Genomic DNA, 22,035 nt, shown 5'->3' with positions numbered 1-22,035 from the left:
AGAAAAGCCCGGTTAGTACACCAACCATTTACTCAATGACCTAATGAATCGCAAAGATTTTCTACGCCAACTTAGCTTGCTAACAGGGGGCGCTGCCTTTGGCATGCAGGGAATACCCGTACGATCATATGCGCATAGCCCATTCATCTTCGATAAGGCTGATACCAACGGAAATATCTTGGTACTTGTCCAGCTACAGGGGGGCAATGATGGACTAAATACGGTTGTGCCATTTGAAAATCCACTCTATTATCAAAATCGACCTGCAATTGCTATCCCAAAAGCAAAAGTATTGCCCCTAACGAGCCAGCTGGGTCTTAATCCGGCAATGAGCGCCTTTCGGGAATTGTATGATAATGCTCAACTGACAATTGTTGAGAATGTCGGTTATCAGTCGCCTAACAGATCGCACTTTCGGTCAAGTGATATCTGGTTGTCGGGTTCTGATGCGAACACCTATGGATTCGATGGCTGGATAGGGCGGTATCTAACGCATAAGTTTCCTGATTACCCGGCTAAGCTGCCCGAACAGCCAATGGCTATCCAACTGGGATCGGTGGAGTCGATGCTGTTGCAAAGCCAGATTGGCTCAATGGGGACGGTATTCGACTCTCCCGATGCGTTTTATCAGTTAGTGCAGGGAAGCAGTATGGAAACTCAATCGACCCCCGATACCGTTGCGGGCGAAGAGCTTAAGTTTTTGCAAGAGATTGCCAACCAATCGATTCAGTATGCGGGTATCATCAAGAAGAAAGCCAGTATTGGTAAAAACACGGTTACTTATCCAGGTACAAGCCTTGGTAAGCAATTGGCCATAGTCGCCGATTTAATTGCCGGAGGACTCACAACGCCGGTTTATTTAACGACAATTGGTGGGTTCGATACACATGCCAATCAAGTCGTGACCAGCAATGTAACGACGGGCCAGCATGCCAACCTGCTGAAAACCGTGGCTGATGCCGTAGCAACATTCATAAAAGACTTAAGAAAACAAAACCTGGCCAATCGGGTCACGGTTATGACGTTCTCGGAATTTGGTCGGCGTGTCAATCAGAATGGCACCAACGGTACCGACCATGGTACGGCCGCTCCTCTTTTTGTAGTTGGTGAACCCGTACGAGGGGGTATTGTTGGAGATGCTCCTGTTCTGAGTGATCTAGACAGTAACGGCGATCTGAAGTTTACTAACGACTTTCGACAAGTGTACGCCAGTGTTCTCCGCGACCACCTCGGCGTCGATGCCGGTACAACACAATCTATTCTGGGCCGCGAGTTTGAGACTCTGCCCATTTTTCGCCAGATACGGACTATGGAACTGGCCGAAGGCTCGATTAGTCTGGGTCAGAATACACCCAACCCATTTGTTGAAAGTACTGAAATTCAGTTTACCATTGAGCAGGCTGGCTCGGCTCGTCTGGCCCTATACGACCTGACAGGGCGGGAGGTTAGTATCATTCGCGATGGGCATTTTGATCGTGGCAGCTACAGCGTAACGGTGCGCGGAGCCAACCTCACCGCCGGGCATTACTTCTACAGCCTTCAAACCGATAATGGTCGGCAGGTAAAACGACTGATCAAGCTTTAAATGTTTTTTTGTGTCCTTTCTATTGAAAAGAAGTGTCATACACCTATCTTTTCAGAAGGTTTATCACAAAAGACAGTTTTCGATAAACCTGTGGGGTCCATACGATCCTACAGGTGTCTTACGAATGAAGCAATTTCAAGAATTACCCCCCCGACGTCAGGAGCAGCTAATGGCATTTGATCGACTCCTGACCATCATGGACGAGTTGCGGGAACAGTGCCCCTGGGACCGTAAGCAAACGCTGGAAAGTCTGCGCCACTTAACCATCGAAGAAACCTACGAACTCTCCGACGCCATCCTGGAAAATGATTTGCCCGAGATCCGGAAAGAAATAGGAGATATACAGCTACACCTGGTTTTCTACGCTAAAATTGCTTCCGAAGCACCTGCTGAATCGTCGGATCGCTTTGATATAGCCGATGTGCTAAACGGCGTTTGTGAAAAGCTCATCAGTCGCCACCCGCACATTTACCCGGATGCCAATGGCCAGACAGTCATTGCCGAAAACGAGGAACAGGTGAAAGCCAACTGGGAGCAGCTTAAATTAAAAGAAGGGAATAAGTCGGTGCTGGGTGGCGTACCAGGTTCATTACCGGCCCTGGTAAAAGCCATGCGTATCCAGGAGAAAGCCAGAGGGGCCGGGTTTGACTGGGACGAAAAAGAACAGGTATGGCAAAAGGTTGAGGAGGAGATGCAGGAGTTTAAAGATGAATTTAACGCGGAGTCCGGAACAGTAATTGATCAGCAACGGGCCGAAAGCGAGTTTGGCGACTTACTTTTCTCGCTTGTCAACTACGCCCGTTTCATCGATATAAATCCTGAGACAGCCCTGGAACGCACCAACAAAAAATTCATCAAACGCTTTCAGTACATGGAAGAACAGGCCCGTGCCACTGGAAGAGGACTTAGCAGTCTGACACTAGCCGAGATGGACGTATACTGGAATGAAGCCAAGAAGGTGGTATAAACTATTCCACTGGCCAAGCCTGCAGTATTTTCATAGCGTACACGTCTTGAAGACTCTTTTTTTATTAAGTTATGCGTATAGTTTTTCTGACCGACATGCATCTGGGTGCTGAAGGTGAACTTCCGGAAGGAGTAAATGTCCGGCAAAATTTCCTGAAAGCACTGGCCGCTTTATCCGAATTAAAACCTGACTGTTTGGTATTAGGTGGAGATTTCTGCAACGCCACCGGCGACTTATCCATCTACCAATGGGTGAAGAAACAGATTGATGAGCTACCATTTCCGTATTATGTGATTTCTGGAAATCACGATAACTCGACGATGCTGGCCGAAGTGTTCAACAAAAAGCATGACTTGCACGAGGGCGAATTGTATTATGCGCTACCGCTCGAAGGGCGTCCCGTTTTGTTCCTTGATTCATCGAATGGAGAACTGTCAGACCGGCAGTGGACCTGGTTCAGGGATTATCTTTCGGCCCTGCGCGATACGAATATACTTGTGTTCATGCATCATCCGCCACTTCCGGCTGATGTACGGTTTATGGATCGGAAATACCCTTTTCGGCAGAGTGAACAATTCGTAGAACTCGTTCGTGACTTACCTTGCCATATGACGGTGGTTTGCGGTCATTATCACGTCGAAAAAGTAGTACAGCGCGGCAATCTGTTAGTGCTTCTCTCTCCGTCAACTTTTTATCAGATGAAGCAGGATACGGTTGGATTTTCAATTGATACTCTGCAAATTGGTATTCGTGAAATCAATCTAACCACGCATGGAACCAACAGTGCCGTTTTTTATATAGACCCTACCCAGTAATACAGAAAAAAATTACTTTAAGTGACAAATAATATTAGCCCCTATTATTTTATACACAAAAGAATATCTCGCTTAAAGATATAAAGGAAATAGTATTTAAATTTTTTCATTAATTATAACTAATATAGTAGTAATTACCCATAAATGAGAATTTTAATTTAATATTAAAAAATATTGTTCACATAGAGTATATGTAGATGATATTTTATATTTTTGCCAGCCACTCCGTATTTAATTCCGTACTTTCCCTAATAACTAAAATATGGTATTACGTTTCACCACAATTGATCTACTAGGTAATGAACGAGAGCATTCATGGTGGTTTTCTACTATGGAGTACTCTCTTGATGTTTTGAGCTCGTTATGCTTATCAAACAAACACGTTAGCAAAGCCGAACTTATTGACCACGGACATCATACATCGCTTCCCATCGATGCATTTGACGGACGAACTATATCAACGCCTTTTCAGCAACTGGAAAGCCAATGGCAGGAGTTATTGCTTTCTCCGGCTACTGGTAGTTCTACGTGGCCCTTAGTAAGTTGGCAGGAATAAGCGAGCAGTAATTGTCTTGGGCGCTATTGACCCTGTAGAATCGATTTTATGCTGCCGCGGAGATCCTGTCTGCCCATGCTTTCGCAATCCAAATAGTGTAATAGGCTGTATGCTATAGACATATTTCGTTTTCAATACGTCCTGAGCATACAGCCTATATTTTTCTTCATCGTGCCGAGTAATTCGGTGCTTCTTTCTGAATCTGAATATCGTGGGGGTGGCTTTCGCGTGAACCGGCTGTTGTAATTTTAACAAATTTAGCCTGTTGCAGCGTTGGTACATCAATGGCACCGCAATAGCCCATGCCAGCTTTCAGTCCGCCAACCATCTGGTAGATAATCTCCGAGACTTTGCCTTTTATGGGAACCCGGCCAACGATACCTTCAGGTACCAGTTTCTTGATATCATCTTCAGCATCCTGGAAATAACGGTCTTTCGAGCCATCTTCCATGGCTTCTACGGATCCCATACCCCGGTACGTCTTGAACCGGCGCCCTTCATAGAGTACAACTTCACCGGGAGCCTCTTCGGTACCTGCCAGCAGGGAGCCAATCATAACGGTGCTGGCACCCCCGGCAATGGCTTTGGTAATATCGCCCGAGAAACGGATACCGCCATCGGCAATGACCGGTACGCCCGTGCCCTGTAAGGCTTTGGCCGATTCATAAACAGCCGTTAACTGCGGCATGCCAATACCGGCAATGATGCGGGTTGTGCAGATACTGCCCGGTCCTACGCCCACTTTTACGGCGTCGGCACCAGCATCGGCCAGGGCTTTAGCTCCTTCGCCGGTGGCTACGTTTCCGGCAATAACCTGTAGTTTGGGAAACTGCTCTTTAATGCCTCGAACGGCGTCCAGAACACCCTTTGAATGGCCGTGCGCCGTATCGACACTGATCACGTCTACGCCAGCCTTTACAAGCGCTTCAATTCGCCGGTGCAGGTCGGGTGTAACCCCCACGGCAGCACCTACGCGTAAGCGGCCCAGTTCGTCTTTGCAGGCGTTGGGATGGCTTTTCTTCTTCAGGATGTCTTTGTACGTGATCAGTCCAACTAACTGATAGGTATCGTTAACGATCGGCAGTTTCTCAATACGGTGCTGCTGGAGGATCGTCTCCGCTTCTTCGAGTGTTAAGCCTTCCCGTGCGGTGATGAGGTTTTTTTGCGTCATGACAGCCGTAACAGGCTTGCTCATGTCGTGCTGAAACCGAAGGTCGCGATTGGTCAAAATGCCAACCAGCTTTCCCGACTCATCAATGACCGGGATACCGCCAATTTTAAACTCGCGCATAATCTTGTGCGCGTCGCCTAAAGTAGCCGTTTCAAGAAGTGTAATGGGATCAATGATCATCCCACTTTCTGAGCGCTTGACTTTCCGAACCTGGTCGGCCTGAGCCTCAATGCTCATGTTCTTGTGGATAATACCGATACCGCCCTCCTGCGCCATTGCAATCGCTAATGCCGACTCCGTAACGGTGTCCATAGCCGCCGAGATGAGTGGAACGTTTAGCCGAATGTTGCGGGTGAGTTGGGAAACGGTTTGCGTATCGCGTGGAAGTACCTCCGAATAGGCAGGTAACAGCAGTACGTCGTCGTAGGTGAGAGCCTCGTAAAGAAATTTACTGGTATCTAAGCTCATAGCAAATAAACAGGTGGTGTTATTTGCCGGACAAAAGTACGAAAAAAACTGATCCAACCAGCGGGTTTTGCAGCATTAATGTCGAATTAACAATTTATGCCTGCCGTACGACAATCTCTTTCATGACGAAGCTTCTGATAATAAGATCGTTAGCCCGAAATTCGATCTAGTTTGATACGAATCGTTTTCCCGTTGTCGCCAACGCTGAACTGGCAGTCGCTGAACTTTGGTGCCGATAATTTAGGACGAAAATCATTACTGAATCCATACGGTTCTTTCGGGATGCCAAACATTCGTTTGTCCATTTTACCGTTGCCATTTTCATCGTGATAGACCGCAATGGCATACGATCCCGGCTCAACCGAGAATGTGGTTTGTACACGCTCATGCGTTGCATCGACTTTTTTGCCCTCGATTGGTTTCCCCTCCGGAAAATCTTTTCCGGGCCTGAAAATAGCTACATAAACGGCACCGGTCAACACACGAACGTTATGTACTTCAATGGTTAAGTTCGTTTTTTTGGGCGTATCCGGTGTTGCCGAACTGGGTAAAAGGAAACGGAAAATCAAAAGCAAATAGAGCATACATTGAGTGTTTTTCTAAAAACGGATTTATCTTGCAATTATGATAGCCCAACCACCCCCCGCTTCCAAACGATGGATTACAAAACCTTTGCCCGATTCGTCGGAGCAGCGGTTGGCTATTGAAACATTAACCAATTCGCTGGGTGTAAGTCCATTTTTGGCGGCACTTTTGGTTCAGCGGGGTGTGCAAACCTACGAAGAAGCTCGGACGTTCTTTCGACCGGAGATAAATCATCTGCACAATCCGTTCCAGATGAAGGACATGGACAAGGCCATTACGCGCCTGCAAATGGCCATGCTTCCCGAACGACAGGAGAAAATTCTGGTCTATGGCGATTACGATGTTGATGGGACAACCTCCGTGGCACTTGTCTACGGATTCCTGAAAAGTTATCATTCGGCCATCGATTATTACATTCCCGATCGCTACAAAGAAGGGTATGGTATTTCGAAGCAAGGTATTCAATGGGCGGCCGAAAATGGGTTTTCCCTGATTATTGCCCTCGATTGTGGCATCAAATCCATTGATCGGGTTGCCGAAGCGAAGGCACTCGGCGTCGATTTTATCATTTGTGATCACCACCGCCCCGGCGATGAAATTCCCGACGCTGCCGCCGTACTTGACCCGAAACGCGACGATTGCCCGTATCCTTATAAAGAACTGAGTGGTTGTGGTGTAGGATTTAAACTGCTGCAGGCCTTTTGCCTTCATAAAGGGATTGACCTGAACGACCTGTACCCAAGCCTTGATTTGGTGGCCGTAAGCATTGCGTCGGATATTGTACCGCTCACGGGCGAAAACCGGGTGCTGGCTTATTACGGCCTTAAACACCTCAACGCATCGCCCCGCACCGGCTTGAAAGCCCTGATCAAAATAGCCGGGTTCTCACGTGAGCTGGATATCACCAACCTGGTATTTGGCTTAGGCCCTCGCATCAATGCCGCCGGACGAATTCAACATGCCAAAGCCGCCGTTCAACTGCTGCTGGCCGAATCGGAAGAGGAGGCCGATGAGTTCGCGATGGCGATCAACAAACACAACAATAGCCGACGTGAGTTTGACAGCAGCATGACCGAACAGGCGCTGGAAATGATCCGCAGCAATGAACGTCTGCGGCAAGCCAAGAGTACGGTTCTGTTCGACGCCACCTGGCACAAAGGGGTGATCGGCATTGTTGCCTCGCGTTGCATCGAGCATTTTCACCGGCCCACCATCATCCTGACGCAGTCGAACGATAAAGCCGCCGGGTCGGCGCGGTCGGTGCCGGGTTTCGATGTTTACGAAGCAATTGAGGAATGCGCCGATTTGCTGGAGCAGTTTGGTGGGCACACGTTTGCCGCCGGAATGACTATGTCGGTGGAAAATATCGACGCCTTCCGTAAAAAGTTTGAAGAAGTCGTTGCCAGTCGGATAAAAGAAGAACATCTCACTCCGCTGATCGACATAGATCTGCCGCTTGACTTTAGCGAAATAAGCGACAAGCTTTACCGGATCGTCCGGCAGATGGGGCCATTTGGTCCGCATAACCTACAGCCAACCTTCATGACGGAGGACGTGTACCTGGTGAGTGAGCCGATCATCATGAAGGAGAAACACCTCAAGATAAACGTGCGTCAGGGCGATACGGCCGCTCGCCGATCGGGGTTAACGTTCACGGCTATTGGCTTCGGAATGGCGCACCTGGCCGACCTGATCCGCCCCGGTAAGCCCTTCTCTATTTGTTACCAGGTCGATCAGAATCATTTCAATGGGAATGTATCTCTGCAATTGATGCTGAAGGATATAAAAGTGTAAGGCTCCCTTTTTCCATAAATTTTGTTAATAAACCGGTGTGGTCGCCTGCTCAGGTTAAAAATAGTTGGCAGTGGGCTGGATTACCGCGAACTTTGTAATCGTTGCTGACAGCTGTAGCTGTTTAGCCCGATGGTTTAGTGAACGCCTTCACATGATTCTCAGAACAGAAAATTTAATCAAAAAATACGGCTCCCGGTTGGTCAACAACAACGTATCGTACCAAGTAGAAACGGGCGAAATCGTTGGCCTTCTCGGACCAAATGGTGCTGGCAAAACAACCTCGTTTTACATGGCCGTGGGGTTAGTAAAGCCGAACAGCGGGAAAGTATTCATCGACGATCTGGACGTGACTAACCTGCCCATGTACAAACGGGCTCGGCTCGGCCTGGGGTATCTGGCGCAGGAAGCCTCCGTATTTCGGGATTTATCGGTAGAAGAGAACGTACTGGCCGTTCTTGAGATGACCGACTTGTCCAAAGCGAAGCAAAAGGAAAAAGTAGAAGAACTGCTTGAAGAGTTTAGCCTGACACATGTTCGAAAGAGCAAAGGTAAAGTACTGTCCGGGGGCGAACGCCGACGTACCGAAATTGCCCGTGCGCTTGCCGTCGATCCCAAATTTATTCTGCTTGACGAGCCCTTTGCCGGTGTCGATCCCATTGCGGTAGAGGACATTCAAAGCATCGTTGCCAAACTCAAACACCGCAACATCGGCATTCTGATCACCGACCACAACGTAAACGAAACGCTCTCCATAACCGACCGGGCCTATCTGCTATTCGAAGGTAAAATTCTCAAGCAGGGGACCGCCGAGGAGCTAGCCAACGACGAACAGGTGCGCCGGGTTTATCTGGGCCAACATTTTGAGCTGAAGCGTAAAGTGTAGAGGCTTTGTAATACCGACTATACCGGTCGGTATTACGAAGCCCATTACCCAAACACTTCCCGCAGTACTGGCAATGACTTTACCTCGCCGAGGGAGTCGATGTGAATATGGTAGTACGAGACCAGCGCATCCGCCAGTTCGTTGCGGGCAGCGCGGCTTAATTTGATAGGTGTGCCAAATGGCTGCCGAAGCATACTATTCAGTGCCGTATCCATCTCCTCGTCGGGTAGGAAAGGGTAGGAGTTCTCTCGCAGTTGATCTTCAAATTCGCGGGCAGATTCAGGTCCAAACCCCAGAAAGAAGGAAAGCTTTAACAGAAATGCGAGGTGGAAGTTTTCGTAGTTCGTTGTGGCTTCTTCCAGAAAAACCACCGACTCCACCAGAAAGCGAAATAAAACAGGGCTGCCTGCCTCTTCTTTCAGCACCTTATTCAACATCTCTGTCACGAACATGGCAATGGTGGATTTGCCTACTTCGAAGGGGAGGCTCTGAAAAGGGTAGTTCGTTTTTACTTCCGAAAGACGTGTCAGATCGCGGTCGCTTTTGTAATACACGACCATCTCCAGCAAGGTTAGTGGTTGAAACAGAGCAATTTTATTGTTCTTGCTCCGGGCTGTTCGCACACTATTGACAATGTAGCTTTGCAGACCGAAATCCTCGGTGTACACGCGGGCAATAATGGACGTTTCGCGGTAACGAATATAACTGAGGGCAATACCCCTTGTCTTTTGCAACATTTCAGATTCACAGTAAACTATCCAATATAACACCTTTAAAGGATAAATAGGTCGGTTTATCGACCAATTACCGCTTAGTTTGTCCTCTATGAAACTCTACAAAACCCGCTTCGGCATCGTCGTTGAATTAGACAATCAATTTTATTCCGTTCCCGTCGATAACTGGGACGAACTAATCAATCGGGATGATCTCCACGAATTCCTGACTACACTCACCGCTGTAGCCCCACCAACGGACGAATTCGAGAGCTGGACAAAAAACGGATTACTGGCACCCATCGGTCGGCAGGAAGTATGGGCTTCGGGCGTTACGTACCTACGCAGTCGGGATGCCCGGATGGAGGAGTCGAAAAAATCGGGTGGCGATAATTTTTACGACCGCGTGTATGATGCCGAACGGCCCGAACTGTTTTTCAAATCGACACCCGAGCGCGTAATGGGGCCGGGCCAGCAAGTCCGCATCCGTGCCGATTCAACCTGGAACGTGCCCGAGCCGGAGCTGACACTCTTCATTACCTCGTCGGGCAAGATTGTGGGTTACACCTGCGGCAACGACATGAGTTCCAGAAGCATAGAAGGGGAGAATCCTTTATACCTGCCCCAGGCCAAAAGTTACGATGGCAGCGCGGCTCTCGGACCGTGCCTGTACGTGCCCGAAACGCCAATCTCACCCGAGACACAGATACAACTGGAAATTCTCAGGGACGGGCAAACGGCTTTCGTCAACAACATTGCCATTAATCAGATGAAGCGGCAGCATACCGAACTGGTTTCGTTCCTCTACCGCGAATGCTCGTTTTCGTTCGGCTGTTTCCTGATGACCGGCACGGGTATTGTTCCGCCCGATAGCTTCACGCTCCAATCGGGCGATGAGGTTAAGATTACGATTGATGGAATTGGTACGCTGGAAAATGTAGTAGCTTAATTGATCGTCTGACTGCCCGGCACAAAAGTTTGCCGGGCAGTCAGGCACTTAAGAAATCACCCGAATACCTTTCTGAACGTCGGCTACTTTTTCCCGGAGGGCATCCAGCGAATCGTCCATGACCGTTACATGGCCCATTTTACGAAAAGGCTTGGTGATGGCTTTGCCGTAGAAAAAGGGAAATACGCCGGGCATAGACAGTAAGTTCTCCAACCCTTCGTAGACGGCCGGGCCCGTGTGGCCATCTTCACCCAGCAGATTCACCATGGCGGCTGGCTGGTAAATGCTGGTATCGCCCATCGGGTAATTGAGGATGGCCCGCCAATGCTGCTCGAACTGCGACGTAACATTAGCCCGGATGGTATGGTGCCCACTGTTGTGCGGGCGTGGCGCCACTTCGTTAATCAATACATTGCCGAGCTTATCCAGAAATAGCTCAACGGCCAGCAAGCCAACAATCCCGAAAGCATCGGCAGTTCGACGGGCAATGTCCTGAGCTTTCCGGTCAATTGCTTCCGAGATTTCGGCGGGGGCGAACAGGTATTCAACCAGATTGAGTTCCGGATGGAAGACCATTTCAACCGTTGGAAAGGTCTGCACCTCGCCCCGTTCGTTACGGGCAACGATAACGGCTAGTTCTTTCTCGAAATCAACCGCTTTTTCCAGCACGCCCGGCGCATCGAAAGCTTTACCCACATCGGCTACCGAAGCTATTCGCTGAACACCGCGACCATCGTATCCATCCCGGCCCAATTTGTGAAAAGCGGGTAAGATGTCGGGCTGATGTATTTCCGCCAAGGCAACATCGGCCCGGTTTTCGGTCAGGATGAAATCGGCGGTAGGTAAGTTATGATCGCGGTAAAACTGCTTCTGGAGACGCTTGTCCTGAATAACGCGAATGACGGAGGGCTGGGGGAAAACCTTCTTGCCTTCCCGTTCGAGTGCTTCGAGGGCGTCTACATTCACCCGCTCAATTTCAATGGTTAGCACGTCAACCGCCTGCCCGAACTGGTAAACCGTATCGTAATCAGTCAGGGAGCCCTGCGTAAACCGGGTACATAAATGCCGACAGGGGGCTTCGGCATCGGGGTCGAGAATATGAACGCGGAGATTCCAGTCAATGGCGGCTTGCAGAAGCATCAGGCCAAGCTGGCCACCGCCGAGGATACCGATTGTAGGTGTCAAAATGGTGAAAGGGTGAAAGAGTGAAAGAGCGAATTCGTTTACAAAGTTACCGTTTCGCTCTTTCGCTCTTTCACTCTTTCGCTGTTTTTAATCTCTGCGCGTAATATCCGACCCGCCCGATTTGCTGCTGGCCACTACTTTGGCGGAGCCTGAGTAGTAAATATCCGATCCGCCCGATGCTTTCATCGTTAACTCTTTGCTGGCGTTAACGTACACATCCGATCCGCCCGATGAATTGGCATTGCACACCTCGACCGAGAGTTTACGGGCATCCAGGTCCGACCCACCGGACCCACTGGCATTAAGTGTCCGAGCCGAGCCTTGCAGGGTGGCATCGGCTCCGCCTGAGGCTTCGACGTTAAGTTCATCGGCTTTGAGCGTCAGCTTAACATCGGCCCCACCAGATGCTTCGAGGTTTAAATCGTTGAAGACCAGCGTTCCCTGACCTGTGATATCCGAGCCGCCACCCGCCTGTAAATTATCTAACTGCTTGAAGGTCAGGTAAGCCTTTACGTATTTGTTATTACCTATATTCCAGTTCAGGCCTTTCCTGTCGATATTGAGTTCCAGAACGCCGTTCTTTACTCTGGAAATAACCTGGTCTTCATCATACCCTTTTACCTCAAGGACCAATTTTTCTGAATTGCCCTGGGTCAGAAACACATCAATGCCACTGTTGACGCTTACCCCTTTAAAATTTGAAACTGTACGCTCTTTTTTCCAATCGGAAGTGGTGGCGTGCATACCCACCGTGAACATGAAAACGACTAAAGCGATTGCTTTCATAGGAAGAATGGTTTTAGATTTAGAGGAAGATGTTAAAAAGGGCAGTTTCGTTGCATCATGAACAAAAGCAGGTGTCCGGTTTCAACGGTATCTTTGTCCGTAAGCGGACGTTGTAGTTGATGTATTTATTGGTAAGTAATTGTCAGTTAGTTGCTTGTGATTCTGGCACGTCACTTGAGCCACTTGAGAAAAGAAGTCAAATCCAGATCAGGAAGTATAGCAGCTGATGGTATAAGGGAGCATAAACGTCCCGATTATCATGAACAGACGAATCAATTCTTCGGAGATTATCCATGAAATAACGAATTAGCCAGGGTGAAAAAACCTTTTCAAAAGTAACCAATTATGATTCAACTTAACAACGTCTCTAAATACTACCCCGCGGGCTTCGGTCGGGTGTATGTGTTACGAAATATCAGCCTGGAAATTGCCCAGGGGGAGTTTGTGTCCATCATGGGGCCGTCGGGTTCCGGCAAATCAACGCTGTTGCATATTTTGGGTTTGCTGGAAGAACCCTCCGAAGGTGAATACCTGCTCGACGACCAGCCGGTTCAAAAGCTTTCCGAGAAAAAACGAACGGAACTTCACCGAACGCAGATTGGCTTTGTGTTTCAGGCGTACCACCTGATCGATGAATTAACCGTGTATGAAAACATCGAAACGCCATTGCTGTACAAAGGTCTGAGTGGATCGGAGCGTAGAAGCCGTGTGGCCGAACTGCTCGACCGGTTCAACATCGTTGCCCGGAAAGACTTATTTCCGTCACAGTTATCGGGCGGACAGCAGCAGTTGGTAGGTATTGCCCGGGCACTGGCTACAGAACCAGCCGTTATCTTCGCCGATGAACCAACGGGTAATCTGCACTCCGACCAGGCCCGTGATATTATGGAACTTTTTCGCGAACTGAACCAGAAAGATGGTGTAACCATCGTACAGGTCACACATTCCGAACTGAACGCCGAATACGGGTCGCGGGTGATTAGACTGAAAGACGGTTGGCTGGAGCCTTCAGATGTGAAGCTGGTCCAATAAGGTAGTGAGTCGGTGTCGAACATCAACAGTTGCCTTTATGGTATAGTTGTTTACCTGATTCAACCATTGAATCCCCATAACATTGGCACAGAACACGGCCTCCGCCCGTTGAAGTACGTCCGGCTTGTACAGGCCTTCATAAACAGGAATTCCCATTGCTGGCGCAAGGCGAAGGAGTTGTCGGCGGATAATTCCATCAATGCAACCCGTTTGCAGAGCTGGTGTATAGAGTGCATCGTCGGCGTACCAGAACAAGGTGGATGCCAGACACTCGGCTACGTGGCCGTCCATATCGAGCAGCAGCACGTCGTCGAGTGTGTGCTGCTCTTTATACAAACCCGCCAATACGTAAGGAAGCGCGTTCAGGGTTTTATAGGCCGAAAGTGGGGTGGGCGCTAATCGAAATTCGTCGTACATGCCGGTTTGCGCTTTTTCCGAAACTAAGAATGGGTTACCTCGTCTGGCCGATAGCAGGACGTTTACGTTATTTGTTGCGGGTGTATACAATCCACCCGGCTGTCGCCAGACCTGAAGCTTAATCCGGGCGGGTTGATTGGCGAGCTCGTTGGCATCAAGAAGCCGCAACAGCGTATGATGAAGCGCATCCGCCGTGAAATTTTTCGGGGGCGTTAGGTGTAATGCAGCCATGCCCGCAGCAAGCCGGGCGAAGTGGTCGCTCCAGAACCAGACCCGGTTCGATTCGTACCGAATTGTTTCGAAAATTCCGTCGCCATAACTAAAAGCGCGGTCGTTTACCGAAAGGCGAAAATCGCTTTCGTGAAGTATATCCGAATTATAAACCAGAAACATGCTTAGTTTGCGCCGTTTATCCTAAAACGATAGCCGCGCCGAAGGTAAGTTTGTAACATTGAACCATCAAATAGTATGTGTATGCAAGTGGCGTGGAAACAGATGCGGGTTGTAGTAGCCCTATTAGTAACGGCAAATTTGTCGGCAACATACGCACAGAGTACAGGCTCGGCCGTATCGCCGGGTACGGGCGTAACGGCACCGGCCCGGGTTAATCTACAGCAATGCATTGATATTGCCCAGCAGAACAACATTCAGATTCGGCAGGGGCGGTTAACGATTGCCAATAGTGAGTTGCAATTGCATCAGGCGCGGCTAAACCAATTGCCCACCGCCGTTTTTCAAGGTAACCAATCGTTAAACGGGGGGCGCAGTATTAACCCTCAATCCAACGAATTCGTCCAGCAAACGATCAACTCCAGCAGTTTTCAGCTTAACTCGTCAGCAACGCTTTACAACGGTGGCGTATTGCGCAGCACAGTCAGGCAAAATGAACTGGCCCTTCAGGCGGGGCAGCAGGAGTTAAATGCTACTCAAAATAATGTCTCGCTAACCATTGCTCAAAACTACCTGAACGTGCTGACGGGCACAGAGCAACTGGCGGTGGCGCAACGCCAGGCTGATGTAACGCGGGCGCAACTCGAACGTACGCAACGACTGGTCAATGCGGGTTCTGCTCCGGAAGCCAACCTGTTTGAACTACGGGCTACGTTAGCCAGTAACGAACTGGAGATCATAAACGCCCAGAATACCCTTGATCTGGCCAAAGTTGCTTTGCTACAAGCCATGAATGTCCCGATCAATCAGGATTTTGAGGTAGAGCCAATTGTCGTTCCCGATCCCGGTTTAGACCCTTATACCGCCACGGTACAGCAGCTTTATGATGTGGCTTCTGTAAATCTGCCTGAAATTAAAGGAGCTGACTTACGGGTTAAAAGCGCCAATTTAGGAGTACAGGTGGCTAAAGGCGGGCTGTACCCGACCCTATCATTAAATGGGAACCTGAGTACTATTTATTCCAGTGCAGCTAAAACGGCTATTCCTAATGGCCAGTCAACGCAACAAACTATTGGTTTTGTTACTGACCCCGTTACCGGAACTCAGATACCAATTAATACCTCAGTGCCCGGTTATGACCGCACCGGCATTTCTTATGGTACTCAGTTAAGCAATAACTTTAGCCAGTCTGTTTCGCTGTTCCTGCGGGTACCAATCTTTCAGGGAAATTTGTCGCGAAACCGAATTACAACGGCTAAAATTCAGCAGCAGACCGCCGAATTAACAGCTCTGAACACCCGTCTGACGCTGCGTCAGCAGATCGAAACTGCCTATACGCAGGTAAAAGCCGGGGCTAATCGGTACCGGGCAACACAGGCGCAGGTTGCTTCGCTGGAAAAGGCGTTTCAGGTCGCTGAAAGCCGATTAAATGCAGGCGCTATCAACGCAACAGATTATAGCATCGCCAAAACGAATCTGGACCGGGCAAGGGCCAGTCTGGTACAGGCAAAGTACGATTACGTGTTCCGGACGAAAATTTTGGATTACTATCAGAACAAACCGCTTAGTTTTAATTAAGTTAGTGAATTAGTGAATGGGTGAACTTGCACAAGCCGCTCACTCATTTACTCATTCACTAATTCATAAGTCATGAAGAAGAAATCGAGTCGAATTTGGTGGATATTAGGCGGACTGGTTGTCCTGCTCGTCGGTGGTTTAGTAGCCGCAAAACAAACGGGAATGATTGGTAAACCGAAGTCGACAGAGGTCGATTTTGCCACGGTTAAACGGCTTGATATTACCGAGCGGGTGAGCGCGTCTGGTCGTGTACAGCCACAGGTAGAAGTGAAAATCAGTCCCGACGTATCGGGCGAAATCATTGGCTTGTACGTGAACGAAGGCGACCCTGTTAAGGCGGGTCAGCTTTTGTGTCGGATCCGGCCCGACAACTACGAGTCGCTGCTGGCACGGGCACGGGCTGCTGTCAACCAGAGCCGGGCGCAGTTAGAGCAATCAAAGGCGTCGGTAGCTCAATCGAGCGCACGACTGATCCGGGCGAAATCGGACTATGAGCGTAACAAAAAATTATTTTCAGATAAAGTAATATCGGCTGCCGATCTGGAAACCAGCGAAGCGAACTATAACGTGGCCAAGCAGGAAGTTGAGGCTGCTAATGCCAACGTTCGCGCATCGCAGTTTAACATCCAAAGTGCGGAAGCCAGCCTGCGCGATGCCAACGAAAACCTCCGTAAGACAAGCATCTATTGCCCGGTGAATGGCACAGTTTCTAAACTGAACATCGAGTTGGGCGAGCGCGTGGTAGGTACCTCGCAAATGGCAGGTACCGAAATTATGCGGATTGCGAACCTGCAAAACATGGAAGTACGGGTCAATGTCAACGAAAATGATATTGTCCGCGTGAACCTTGGTGATACGGCTGATATTGAAGTCGATTCCTACACGACTGCCGGACGGAAATTTAAAGGGGTAGTTTATGAGATTGCCAATACCGCCAACGGCCTAACGAGTGCGTCCGGTGCGGCTGCTTCCCTCTCCGCCGATGCGGTTACGGAATTCGAGATAAAAGTGAAGATACTGAACAATTCATACGCCGATCTACTGGCCGAAAAGGATAAGAAAGGGTATCCTTTTAAACCCGGAATGACAGCCTCGGTGGAAATCATAACCGACCGGAAGTCGGGTGTACTGGCCGTTCCGATTGCGGCCGTCACAACGCGTGCGGCCGACTCTTCCGCCATCGATACAGAAAAGCTTGCAGACAATTCTAATGGGACTGTCGATGAAAAACCAGCAACCCAAATTGAAAAGAAAGACAAGCCCAAAGAGATTGTCTTTGTCAATGTAGGGGGTAAGGCTACGCAACGGGAAGTGAAAACCGGTATCAGCGACTTCGAGAACATTGAAGTTGTATCAGGTTTGAAACCGGGTGAGCAGATCATTTCAGGGCCATTCATCGCCGTCTCCAAAAAGCTTAAAGACGGCGAACTGGTCATCAAGCGCGACCCCAATAAGAATAAAAAGAAAGAAGAGGAGAAAGCGGACTAATGTAACTCGGCTGGTAAGTCGCCCGCTTAAATCATACATCACGGCTATTTAGTCGGCATCAAATTACGCCTGGTCTTATCGCCGGGCGTTTTTGTTAACTTGAAGCCTTATAGTCTGGAAAGTTTCAAACCATCTTCTACGAATCCGTCATGGCTGCGGGTTTAAAGATGCTTTTTAAGTGAGGTATTGGACATTGAACTATTTGTCGACATCAACCGGAGGCTGGAAGCCCTGTTGTTGTTTGGTAAAGACATAACCGTTTTGACACCACTAGATCTGCGAACTGGTATCCGGCCAATTTAGAGTAAGCCTTACAAGCCCATTCAGAAACCTTGTAGGCGTTGATTTGTGTCCTTTCCGGCTTTCTTCCTTACTTTACCCCATGAAAGTAACGCAACCCGTTCGGGTGACGATGGTAGGCGGGGGCAGTTGGGCAACCGCTCTCGTGAAAATCCTCTCCGAAAATAATGTCAATGTCAAATGGTGGCTTCGCAAAACGTCTGATGCCGATCACATTAAAAAGTTTGGTCATAACCCAAGTTACCTCAGCGATGTGCAGATCAACACCCGTAAAGTAAAAGTCTGTACCAAGATCAGAGATTCATTTAAAGACAGCGACTACATCATACTGGCTGTACCGGCTGCTTTCATCAGCGATGCGCTGACCGGCTTAAAATCAGAACATTTTAAAGGGAAATCGGTCGTATCGGCTATAAAAGGCATGGTGCCGGGCGCAAATCAACTCGTTACCGACTGGGTTAGTGAACAGTATGGAGTTCCAATGGAACGGATTTCGGTGATAGCGGGACCCTGCCATGCCGAAGAAGTAGCCCTCGAAAAACATTCGTACCTGACAATTGCTTCACAGAACCCCGTTTGTGCCCAATCGGTTGCCGACTTACTGCGGTGTCGCTTTGTGCAGACAACCCCAGTTGATGATCTATACGGTATTGAATACAGTGCTGTGATGAAGAACATCATTGCTTTAGCCTGCGGTATTACAAGAGGGCTGGGCTATGGCGATAATTTTCAGGCGGTACTGGTTTCGAACGCCATGCAGGAAATAAAACGGTTCGTAGATGCTGTATACCCTAAACACCGGGACTTGAGCGGGTCGGCTTACCTGGGCGATTTGCTGGTGACCGCCTACTCTCCCTTTAGTCGAAATCGTACATTTGGTACACTGATTGGACGGGGATATACTATTCAGTCGGCGCAGGCAGAAATGAATATGATTGCCGAGGGATACTATGCGGTAAAAAGTATTTATGAAATTAACCGTCGGTATGCGGTGGAGATGCCCATCACGAATGCTGTATATAATATTTTGTACGACAAGGCGGCACCAACCAGCGAAATGAATTCGTTGAAAGGGGTACTGGTATAACACGCTGATACGGGGCAAAAATAAGAGCCCCCTGATCCGTCAGAGGGCTCCTATACCGTTTATAGCGATGTCGGTAAGGTTTACCGGCAGTTGTGCCTTAGCAAAAATTACTTCGCGCTATCAGCAGACATCGTCGAAGCCGAATCCGTAGCCATGGTCGAATCCGTAGCCATCATCGAAGATGAATCAGCAGTGGTAGTCGTAGTGGTTTCGGTCGTTTCGGTTTTCTTCGAGCTGCAAGACGTAGCCAGGGCGATCATAGCCATGAAAAAGAAGGCAGATTTCGTGATTGCTTTCATAGTTTTGGGAATGTTTTTGTTTAGTGATTAATAATTAATGTCAACGTTAATACCCGATAGAGAAAAAGGTAACCCATTATTTTTTTTATTTTTTTTGGGTTACGTCTTCGGCGTTTCAGTATTAAGTAATGACTCAGCTCAATGAAGGAAAGTAGGTCGCCCATATTAACTGATGAAGAGTTGCTGGTGGGGTTGGCCGAGGGCACCGATGACGCATTGACGCATTTGTATCGACGGTATTTCCCAATGGTACTCCACTTCGTAACCACAAATAGTGGGAGCGAAGACGATGCGAAGGATATCTATCAGGAAGCACTGATCGTGTTGTATGAGAAGGTGAGGAATGGTTCGCTGGAATTGCATTGCCAGCTCAAAACGTATCTCTATTCCGTTGGTCGCCGATTATGGCTGAAGCAGCTAGCCCAACGCAGCCGCTTTATGGTGCGCGATGTAGAAACCCCCGCTTCAGATGAATTTGTTGCGGGGCAGATTGATGAAGATCTGTCGGTACATGAAGAACGCGACCGGCAATTCGATTTGATGGCTGATTCGCTCACCCGGCTCGGTGAACCCTGTCGAACCCTGCTGGACGATTTTTATATTCAGCACCTAAGCATGCAGGAGATTACTGAAAAGTTTGGGTACACGAACACCGATAACGCCAAGACGCAGAAGTACAAATGCCTGATGCGGCTAAAGCGGTTATTCTTTTCAGAATATAAGTCATAAGTGCCAACTTTCCGGAGTTGGCGATCAATTAAGGTTTTGCCGATGAGGAGGTCGGTTTACAGCAATGGACACGAACGAAGAAAAAGATATTGAAAACATCTTACTGGCGTACGGTGAGCGGGTTCGGTTTAAGCAACAGCTTCAGGCCATTCAGGCAGGGGCTGATATGAACGCTATGCGTCAGGATGCCAAATCATACCGGTCAGAATCGACCGGACCGATTCGGTCGCTCTGGCAGATGTACCGAACAACGTTGGCTGTAGCGGCATCAGCTGCCATTATCACAACCTTCGGTTCTATATTCCTCTATCAAACCTACCAGCAGAGCCATAAACAGGAACAGCAGTACAGTTTGCTGAGCAAAGAAATCCAGGCCGTTAAATCGTCGCAGCGGAGGTTGCTAAACGATTATAACGGGCGTGGCCGCGGGCTGAGTACCAACCCCGCCCAAGTGGCTGGTTCCGGCTTTCTGCTAACGGGCGATGGATATTTTGTTACGAACAACCACATCGTTCGGGATGCCGATTCGGTATATGTACAAAGCGCCAAAGGCGAAGTTTATAAAGCCAGAGTTGTGTATACCGATCAGCAGCATGATCTGGCCTTCCTTCAGCTTTGCGACGATAATGCCTTCCGGACGATGCCAACGGTTCCTTATAGTTTCGATGCTCGTCCATCTGACTTGGGTGAGCGGGTGTACACGCTTGGATACCCGCGCGAAGAGATTGTTTACGGCGAAGGCTACCTGAGTTCGGGTACGGGCTACCGGGGCGATTCTACGGCCTATCAGGTAGCGATTGGCGTGAATCCGGGTAATTCCGGCGGGCCGCTCCTCGATGAGAAAGGTAACGTCATCGGTATTATCAGCGGTAAGCAGACAACATCAGAAGGGGTTAGCTTTGCCGTGAAGACCAACTATCTGCTCGAAGCACTCAACAATATTCCAGTCGATTCCCTCAAAGGGCAGCCGCTGAAGTTGAACCGGCGCAACACATTAGCTAACCTGTCTCGCAAACAGCAGATTAAGCGGATGCAGGACTATGTATACCAGGTGAAGGTCTTTAAACACAAAGATTAAAGTTTATCAGTAAGCTGAGTTTCTACCAAACAATTGGCGCCATTGCCACGTTCTCTGGAAAAAATTTAAACTCAGCAACGATGAAAAAGCTCATGACACTGGCTGTTGCCTTCCTTTTCTCAGCAGCCGTTGTGTCCGCCCAGGATACAAAACAGAATGCGAAAGAAACGGCTCACCAAGCTAAAGAAACAACTAAAGCTGCTGGCCGGAAGGTAGGCCGTGAAGCCGATAAGGCCGGAGATAAAATTTCGACAGCGGCTAAAAACACAAAAGATGACGTTAAAGACGGGACTAATAAGGCGCTCAACAAAGCTGATCGTAAGATGAAGAAAGCGGAGCGCAAATTAGATAACTCGAAATAAGTGAAACACATAGTAGTTGAACGGCATCCTACTCAGGCGTAGTGATGCCGTTTTTTTATTAGTAGCCGACGAACTTCAGGTAGACCATACTGCGTTCTTCGGTCAGATAATTGCTTTTTTACTGCATTACGCACGCGTATGAATTCATCAGTTTCGGTGCTTTTATTTGGGATCACCCGCGATTTGACAGGCCAGTCAGCGGTGTCGGTACCTTTGTCTGAGGGGGCTAGTGTTGGCGACTTGCTTACCCAAATACATCGGGAGTATCCTGCTTTAGCGGGCATACGTTCATTGTTGATTGCAGTTAACGGTGAATATGCCGAACCTGAACAAATCCTGACTCAGCACGACGAAGTGGCCCTAATTCCTCCCGTTAGCGGAGGTTAATCTCTTTGCTTATCCGTTTATGATTGCCCTTACTTCAGACCCTATTGACGTTCCGGCTGCTCTCCAGTTTCTTCAGTCGGAACAGGCAGGAGCCATTGACTTTTTTCTTGGCGTAGTGCGGGATAACACCCAGGAGCGCCCGGTAGACCGGCTCGAATACGAAGCTTACGATCGCATGGCCATTAGCGAAATGCAAAAGATTGCTGATACTGCTCAGGAGCAATGGCCTATACTTCGCTACACGATCATTCACCGAAAAGGGACCCTGCAAATCGGTGAGATTGCTGTCTTAATTGGAGTAGCTACGGCTCATCGAGCGGCCGCCTTTGAGGCCTGCCGCTACATCATCGACACTATTAAACAAACGGTGCCCATCTGGAAAAAAGAAGTCTTTACCGATGGAGAGTCCTGGGTAAATGCCCATCCTTAGT

The 22,035-nt window shown here is 48.9% G+C and carries 22 protein-coding genes; 15 read left to right on the top strand and 7 right to left on the bottom strand.

What is annotated here, in order from left to right; translation table 11 throughout:
- Positions 1 to 43 precede the first annotated feature (43 nt).
- The 3 genes from ACYVJM_RS26955 to ACYVJM_RS26945 all read left to right on the top strand — a co-directional run bounded on the left by ACYVJM_RS26955 (position 44) and on the right by ACYVJM_RS26945 (position 3,367).
- Positions 44 to 1,585: a DUF1501 domain-containing protein gene (locus ACYVJM_RS26955; RefSeq protein ID WP_461151329.1), complete on the top strand. Its 1,542-nt coding sequence runs from the start codon at positions 44 to 46 to the stop codon at positions 1,583 to 1,585.
- A gap of 124 nt (positions 1,586 to 1,709) precedes the next feature.
- Positions 1,710 to 2,552: a nucleoside triphosphate pyrophosphohydrolase gene (gene mazG / locus ACYVJM_RS26950; protein ID WP_461151328.1), complete on the top strand. Its 843-nt coding sequence runs from the start codon at positions 1,710 to 1,712 to the stop codon at positions 2,550 to 2,552.
- Between the two features lie 71 nt (positions 2,553 to 2,623).
- Complete coding sequence (locus ACYVJM_RS26945; protein WP_461151327.1) at positions 2,624 to 3,367, top strand: metallophosphoesterase family protein; 744 nt, start codon at positions 2,624 to 2,626, stop codon at positions 3,365 to 3,367.
- A 722-nt stretch (positions 3,368 to 4,089) separates the two neighbouring features.
- On the opposite strand, the gene guaB is transcribed toward ACYVJM_RS26945, so the two are convergent.
- Both guaB and ACYVJM_RS26935 read right to left on the bottom strand, forming a co-directional pair.
- Positions 4,090 to 5,562 carry an IMP dehydrogenase gene (guaB, locus tag ACYVJM_RS26940; protein WP_461151326.1) on the bottom strand — a complete coding sequence of 491 codons (1,473 nt, stop codon included), beginning with the start codon at positions 5,560 to 5,562 and terminating at the stop codon, positions 4,090 to 4,092.
- 149 nt (positions 5,563 to 5,711) lie between these two features.
- Entirely contained in the window at positions 5,712 to 6,146 is a 435-nt protein-coding gene (locus ACYVJM_RS26935; protein ID WP_461151325.1) for a DUF2141 domain-containing protein, read from the bottom strand.
- 40 nt (positions 6,147 to 6,186) lie between these two features.
- Here ACYVJM_RS26935 and recJ point away from each other — a divergent pair, with 40 nt between their 5' ends.
- Together recJ and lptB are read left to right on the top strand one after the other, a co-directional pair.
- Positions 6,187 to 7,941 (top strand): single-stranded-DNA-specific exonuclease RecJ, encoded by a 1,755-nt coding sequence (gene recJ, locus ACYVJM_RS26930; RefSeq protein WP_461151324.1) that lies wholly within the window; start codon positions 6,187 to 6,189, stop codon positions 7,939 to 7,941.
- Positions 7,942 to 8,092: 151 nt separating this feature from the next.
- Positions 8,093 to 8,824 carry an LPS export ABC transporter ATP-binding protein gene (lptB, locus tag ACYVJM_RS26925; RefSeq protein WP_461151323.1) on the top strand — a complete coding sequence of 244 codons (732 nt, stop codon included), beginning with the start codon at positions 8,093 to 8,095 and terminating at the stop codon, positions 8,822 to 8,824.
- Positions 8,825 to 8,868: 44 nt separating this feature from the next.
- Here lptB and recO read toward each other — a convergent pair whose 3' ends face one another.
- The gene (gene recO / locus ACYVJM_RS26920) at positions 8,869 to 9,561 is read right to left on the bottom strand and encodes a DNA repair protein RecO (RefSeq protein WP_461151322.1); all 693 of its coding nucleotides are present in this window, start codon (positions 9,559 to 9,561) and stop codon (positions 8,869 to 8,871) included.
- A gap of 88 nt (positions 9,562 to 9,649) precedes the next feature.
- Here recO and ACYVJM_RS26915 point away from each other — a divergent pair, with 88 nt between their 5' ends.
- Positions 9,650 to 10,486: a fumarylacetoacetate hydrolase family protein gene (locus ACYVJM_RS26915; RefSeq protein WP_461151321.1), complete on the top strand. Its 837-nt coding sequence runs from the start codon at positions 9,650 to 9,652 to the stop codon at positions 10,484 to 10,486.
- Between the two features lie 48 nt (positions 10,487 to 10,534).
- Here the strand turns inward: ACYVJM_RS26915 and ACYVJM_RS26910 are convergent, their stop codons facing one another.
- Both ACYVJM_RS26910 and ACYVJM_RS26905 read right to left on the bottom strand, forming a co-directional pair.
- On the bottom strand, positions 10,535 to 11,671 hold the full coding sequence (locus ACYVJM_RS26910; protein ID WP_461151320.1) for a 5-(carboxyamino)imidazole ribonucleotide synthase: 1,137 nt from the start codon (positions 11,669 to 11,671) through the stop codon (positions 10,535 to 10,537).
- An 87-nt stretch (positions 11,672 to 11,758) separates the two neighbouring features.
- The gene (locus tag ACYVJM_RS26905) at positions 11,759 to 12,457 is read right to left on the bottom strand and encodes a head GIN domain-containing protein (protein WP_461151319.1); all 699 of its coding nucleotides are present in this window, start codon (positions 12,455 to 12,457) and stop codon (positions 11,759 to 11,761) included.
- Positions 12,458 to 12,802: 345 nt separating this feature from the next.
- Here ACYVJM_RS26905 and ACYVJM_RS26900 point away from each other — a divergent pair, with 345 nt between their 5' ends.
- A complete protein-coding gene (locus ACYVJM_RS26900) occupies positions 12,803 to 13,489 on the top strand; it encodes an ABC transporter ATP-binding protein (protein ID WP_461151318.1) in 687 nt (228 codons plus the stop codon).
- Here ACYVJM_RS26900 and ACYVJM_RS26895 read toward each other — a convergent pair.
- The gene (locus ACYVJM_RS26895) at positions 13,466 to 14,299 is read right to left on the bottom strand and encodes an aminotransferase class IV (RefSeq protein WP_461151317.1); all 834 of its coding nucleotides are present in this window, start codon (positions 14,297 to 14,299) and stop codon (positions 13,466 to 13,468) included. The two genes, ACYVJM_RS26900 and ACYVJM_RS26895, sit on opposite strands and share 24 nt — an antisense overlap.
- 81 nt (positions 14,300 to 14,380) lie before the next feature.
- Between ACYVJM_RS26895 and ACYVJM_RS26890 the strand changes: the two genes are divergently transcribed.
- The 3 genes from ACYVJM_RS26890 (at position 14,381) to ACYVJM_RS26880 (ending at position 18,749) form a co-directional block, all read left to right on the top strand.
- Positions 14,381 to 15,874, top strand: coding sequence for a TolC family protein (locus tag ACYVJM_RS26890; RefSeq protein WP_461151316.1), 1,494 nt, complete (start codon positions 14,381 to 14,383; stop codon positions 15,872 to 15,874).
- A 72-nt stretch (positions 15,875 to 15,946) separates the two neighbouring features.
- Positions 15,947 to 17,362 carry an efflux RND transporter periplasmic adaptor subunit gene (locus ACYVJM_RS26885; protein WP_461151315.1) on the top strand — a complete coding sequence of 472 codons (1,416 nt, stop codon included), beginning with the start codon at positions 15,947 to 15,949 and terminating at the stop codon, positions 17,360 to 17,362.
- 382 nt (positions 17,363 to 17,744) lie between these two features.
- The gene (locus tag ACYVJM_RS26880) at positions 17,745 to 18,749 is read left to right on the top strand and encodes an NAD(P)H-dependent glycerol-3-phosphate dehydrogenase (protein WP_461151314.1); all 1,005 of its coding nucleotides are present in this window, start codon (positions 17,745 to 17,747) and stop codon (positions 18,747 to 18,749) included.
- A gap of 107 nt (positions 18,750 to 18,856) precedes the next feature.
- Here the strand turns inward: ACYVJM_RS26880 and ACYVJM_RS26875 are convergent, their stop codons facing one another.
- Positions 18,857 to 19,048: a hypothetical protein gene (locus tag ACYVJM_RS26875; protein WP_297373030.1), complete on the bottom strand. Its 192-nt coding sequence runs from the start codon at positions 19,046 to 19,048 to the stop codon at positions 18,857 to 18,859.
- A 141-nt stretch (positions 19,049 to 19,189) separates the two neighbouring features.
- Between ACYVJM_RS26875 and ACYVJM_RS26870 the strand changes: the two genes are divergently transcribed.
- From ACYVJM_RS26870 to ACYVJM_RS26850, 5 genes are all read left to right on the top strand, one after another.
- Positions 19,190 to 19,777, top strand: a complete 588-nt coding sequence (locus tag ACYVJM_RS26870; protein ID WP_461151313.1) for an RNA polymerase sigma factor — start codon at positions 19,190 to 19,192, stop codon at positions 19,775 to 19,777.
- Between the two features lie 64 nt (positions 19,778 to 19,841).
- The gene (locus ACYVJM_RS26865) at positions 19,842 to 20,855 is read left to right on the top strand and encodes a S1C family serine protease (RefSeq protein WP_461151312.1); all 1,014 of its coding nucleotides are present in this window, start codon (positions 19,842 to 19,844) and stop codon (positions 20,853 to 20,855) included.
- A gap of 80 nt (positions 20,856 to 20,935) precedes the next feature.
- Entirely contained in the window at positions 20,936 to 21,217 is a 282-nt protein-coding gene (locus tag ACYVJM_RS26860; protein ID WP_461151311.1) for a hypothetical protein, read from the top strand.
- A 138-nt stretch (positions 21,218 to 21,355) separates the two neighbouring features.
- Complete coding sequence (locus ACYVJM_RS26855; RefSeq protein ID WP_461151310.1) at positions 21,356 to 21,604, top strand: MoaD/ThiS family protein; 249 nt, start codon at positions 21,356 to 21,358, stop codon at positions 21,602 to 21,604.
- A gap of 19 nt (positions 21,605 to 21,623) precedes the next feature.
- Positions 21,624 to 22,034, top strand: coding sequence for a molybdenum cofactor biosynthesis protein MoaE (locus tag ACYVJM_RS26850; protein ID WP_461151309.1), 411 nt, complete (start codon positions 21,624 to 21,626; stop codon positions 22,032 to 22,034).
- The last annotated feature ends 1 nt before the right edge of the window (position 22,035 follow it).

The sequence above is a fragment of the Spirosoma pulveris genome, from assembly GCF_054781875.1.
Note: the sequence above shows the minus strand (reverse complement) of the source record. Positions and strands in the feature narration are given on the sequence as shown.

Coding starts and splice junctions, on each gene's coding strand:
- ACYVJM_RS26955 (WP_461151329.1), top strand. CDS start 44: ATGAATCGCAAAGATTTTCTACGCCAACTTAGCTTGCTAACAGGGGGC.
- mazG (WP_461151328.1), top strand. CDS start 1,710: ATGAAGCAATTTCAAGAATTACCCCCCCGACGTCAGGAGCAGCTAATG.
- ACYVJM_RS26945 (WP_461151327.1), top strand. CDS start 2,624: ATGCGTATAGTTTTTCTGACCGACATGCATCTGGGTGCTGAAGGTGAA.
- guaB (WP_461151326.1), bottom strand. CDS start 5,562: ATGAGCTTAGATACCAGTAAATTTCTTTACGAGGCTCTCACCTACGAC.
- ACYVJM_RS26935 (WP_461151325.1), bottom strand. CDS start 6,146: ATGCTCTATTTGCTTTTGATTTTCCGTTTCCTTTTACCCAGTTCGGCA.
- recJ (WP_461151324.1), top strand. CDS start 6,187: ATGATAGCCCAACCACCCCCCGCTTCCAAACGATGGATTACAAAACCT.
- lptB (WP_461151323.1), top strand. CDS start 8,093: ATGATTCTCAGAACAGAAAATTTAATCAAAAAATACGGCTCCCGGTTG.
- recO (WP_461151322.1), bottom strand. CDS start 9,561: ATGTTGCAAAAGACAAGGGGTATTGCCCTCAGTTATATTCGTTACCGC.
- ACYVJM_RS26915 (WP_461151321.1), top strand. CDS start 9,650: ATGAAACTCTACAAAACCCGCTTCGGCATCGTCGTTGAATTAGACAAT.
- ACYVJM_RS26905 (WP_461151319.1), bottom strand. CDS start 12,457: ATGAAAGCAATCGCTTTAGTCGTTTTCATGTTCACGGTGGGTATGCAC.
- ACYVJM_RS26900 (WP_461151318.1), top strand. CDS start 12,803: ATGATTCAACTTAACAACGTCTCTAAATACTACCCCGCGGGCTTCGGT.
- ACYVJM_RS26895 (WP_461151317.1), bottom strand. CDS start 14,299: ATGTTTCTGGTTTATAATTCGGATATACTTCACGAAAGCGATTTTCGC.
- ACYVJM_RS26890 (WP_461151316.1), top strand. CDS start 14,381: ATGCAAGTGGCGTGGAAACAGATGCGGGTTGTAGTAGCCCTATTAGTA.
- ACYVJM_RS26885 (WP_461151315.1), top strand. CDS start 15,947: ATGAAGAAGAAATCGAGTCGAATTTGGTGGATATTAGGCGGACTGGTT.
- ACYVJM_RS26880 (WP_461151314.1), top strand. CDS start 17,745: ATGAAAGTAACGCAACCCGTTCGGGTGACGATGGTAGGCGGGGGCAGT.
- ACYVJM_RS26875 (WP_297373030.1), bottom strand. CDS start 19,048: ATGAAAGCAATCACGAAATCTGCCTTCTTTTTCATGGCTATGATCGCC.
- ACYVJM_RS26870 (WP_461151313.1), top strand. CDS start 19,190: ATGAAGGAAAGTAGGTCGCCCATATTAACTGATGAAGAGTTGCTGGTG.
- ACYVJM_RS26865 (WP_461151312.1), top strand. CDS start 19,842: ATGGACACGAACGAAGAAAAAGATATTGAAAACATCTTACTGGCGTAC.
- ACYVJM_RS26860 (WP_461151311.1), top strand. CDS start 20,936: ATGAAAAAGCTCATGACACTGGCTGTTGCCTTCCTTTTCTCAGCAGCC.
- ACYVJM_RS26855 (WP_461151310.1), top strand. CDS start 21,356: ATGAATTCATCAGTTTCGGTGCTTTTATTTGGGATCACCCGCGATTTG.
- ACYVJM_RS26850 (WP_461151309.1), top strand. CDS start 21,624: ATGATTGCCCTTACTTCAGACCCTATTGACGTTCCGGCTGCTCTCCAG.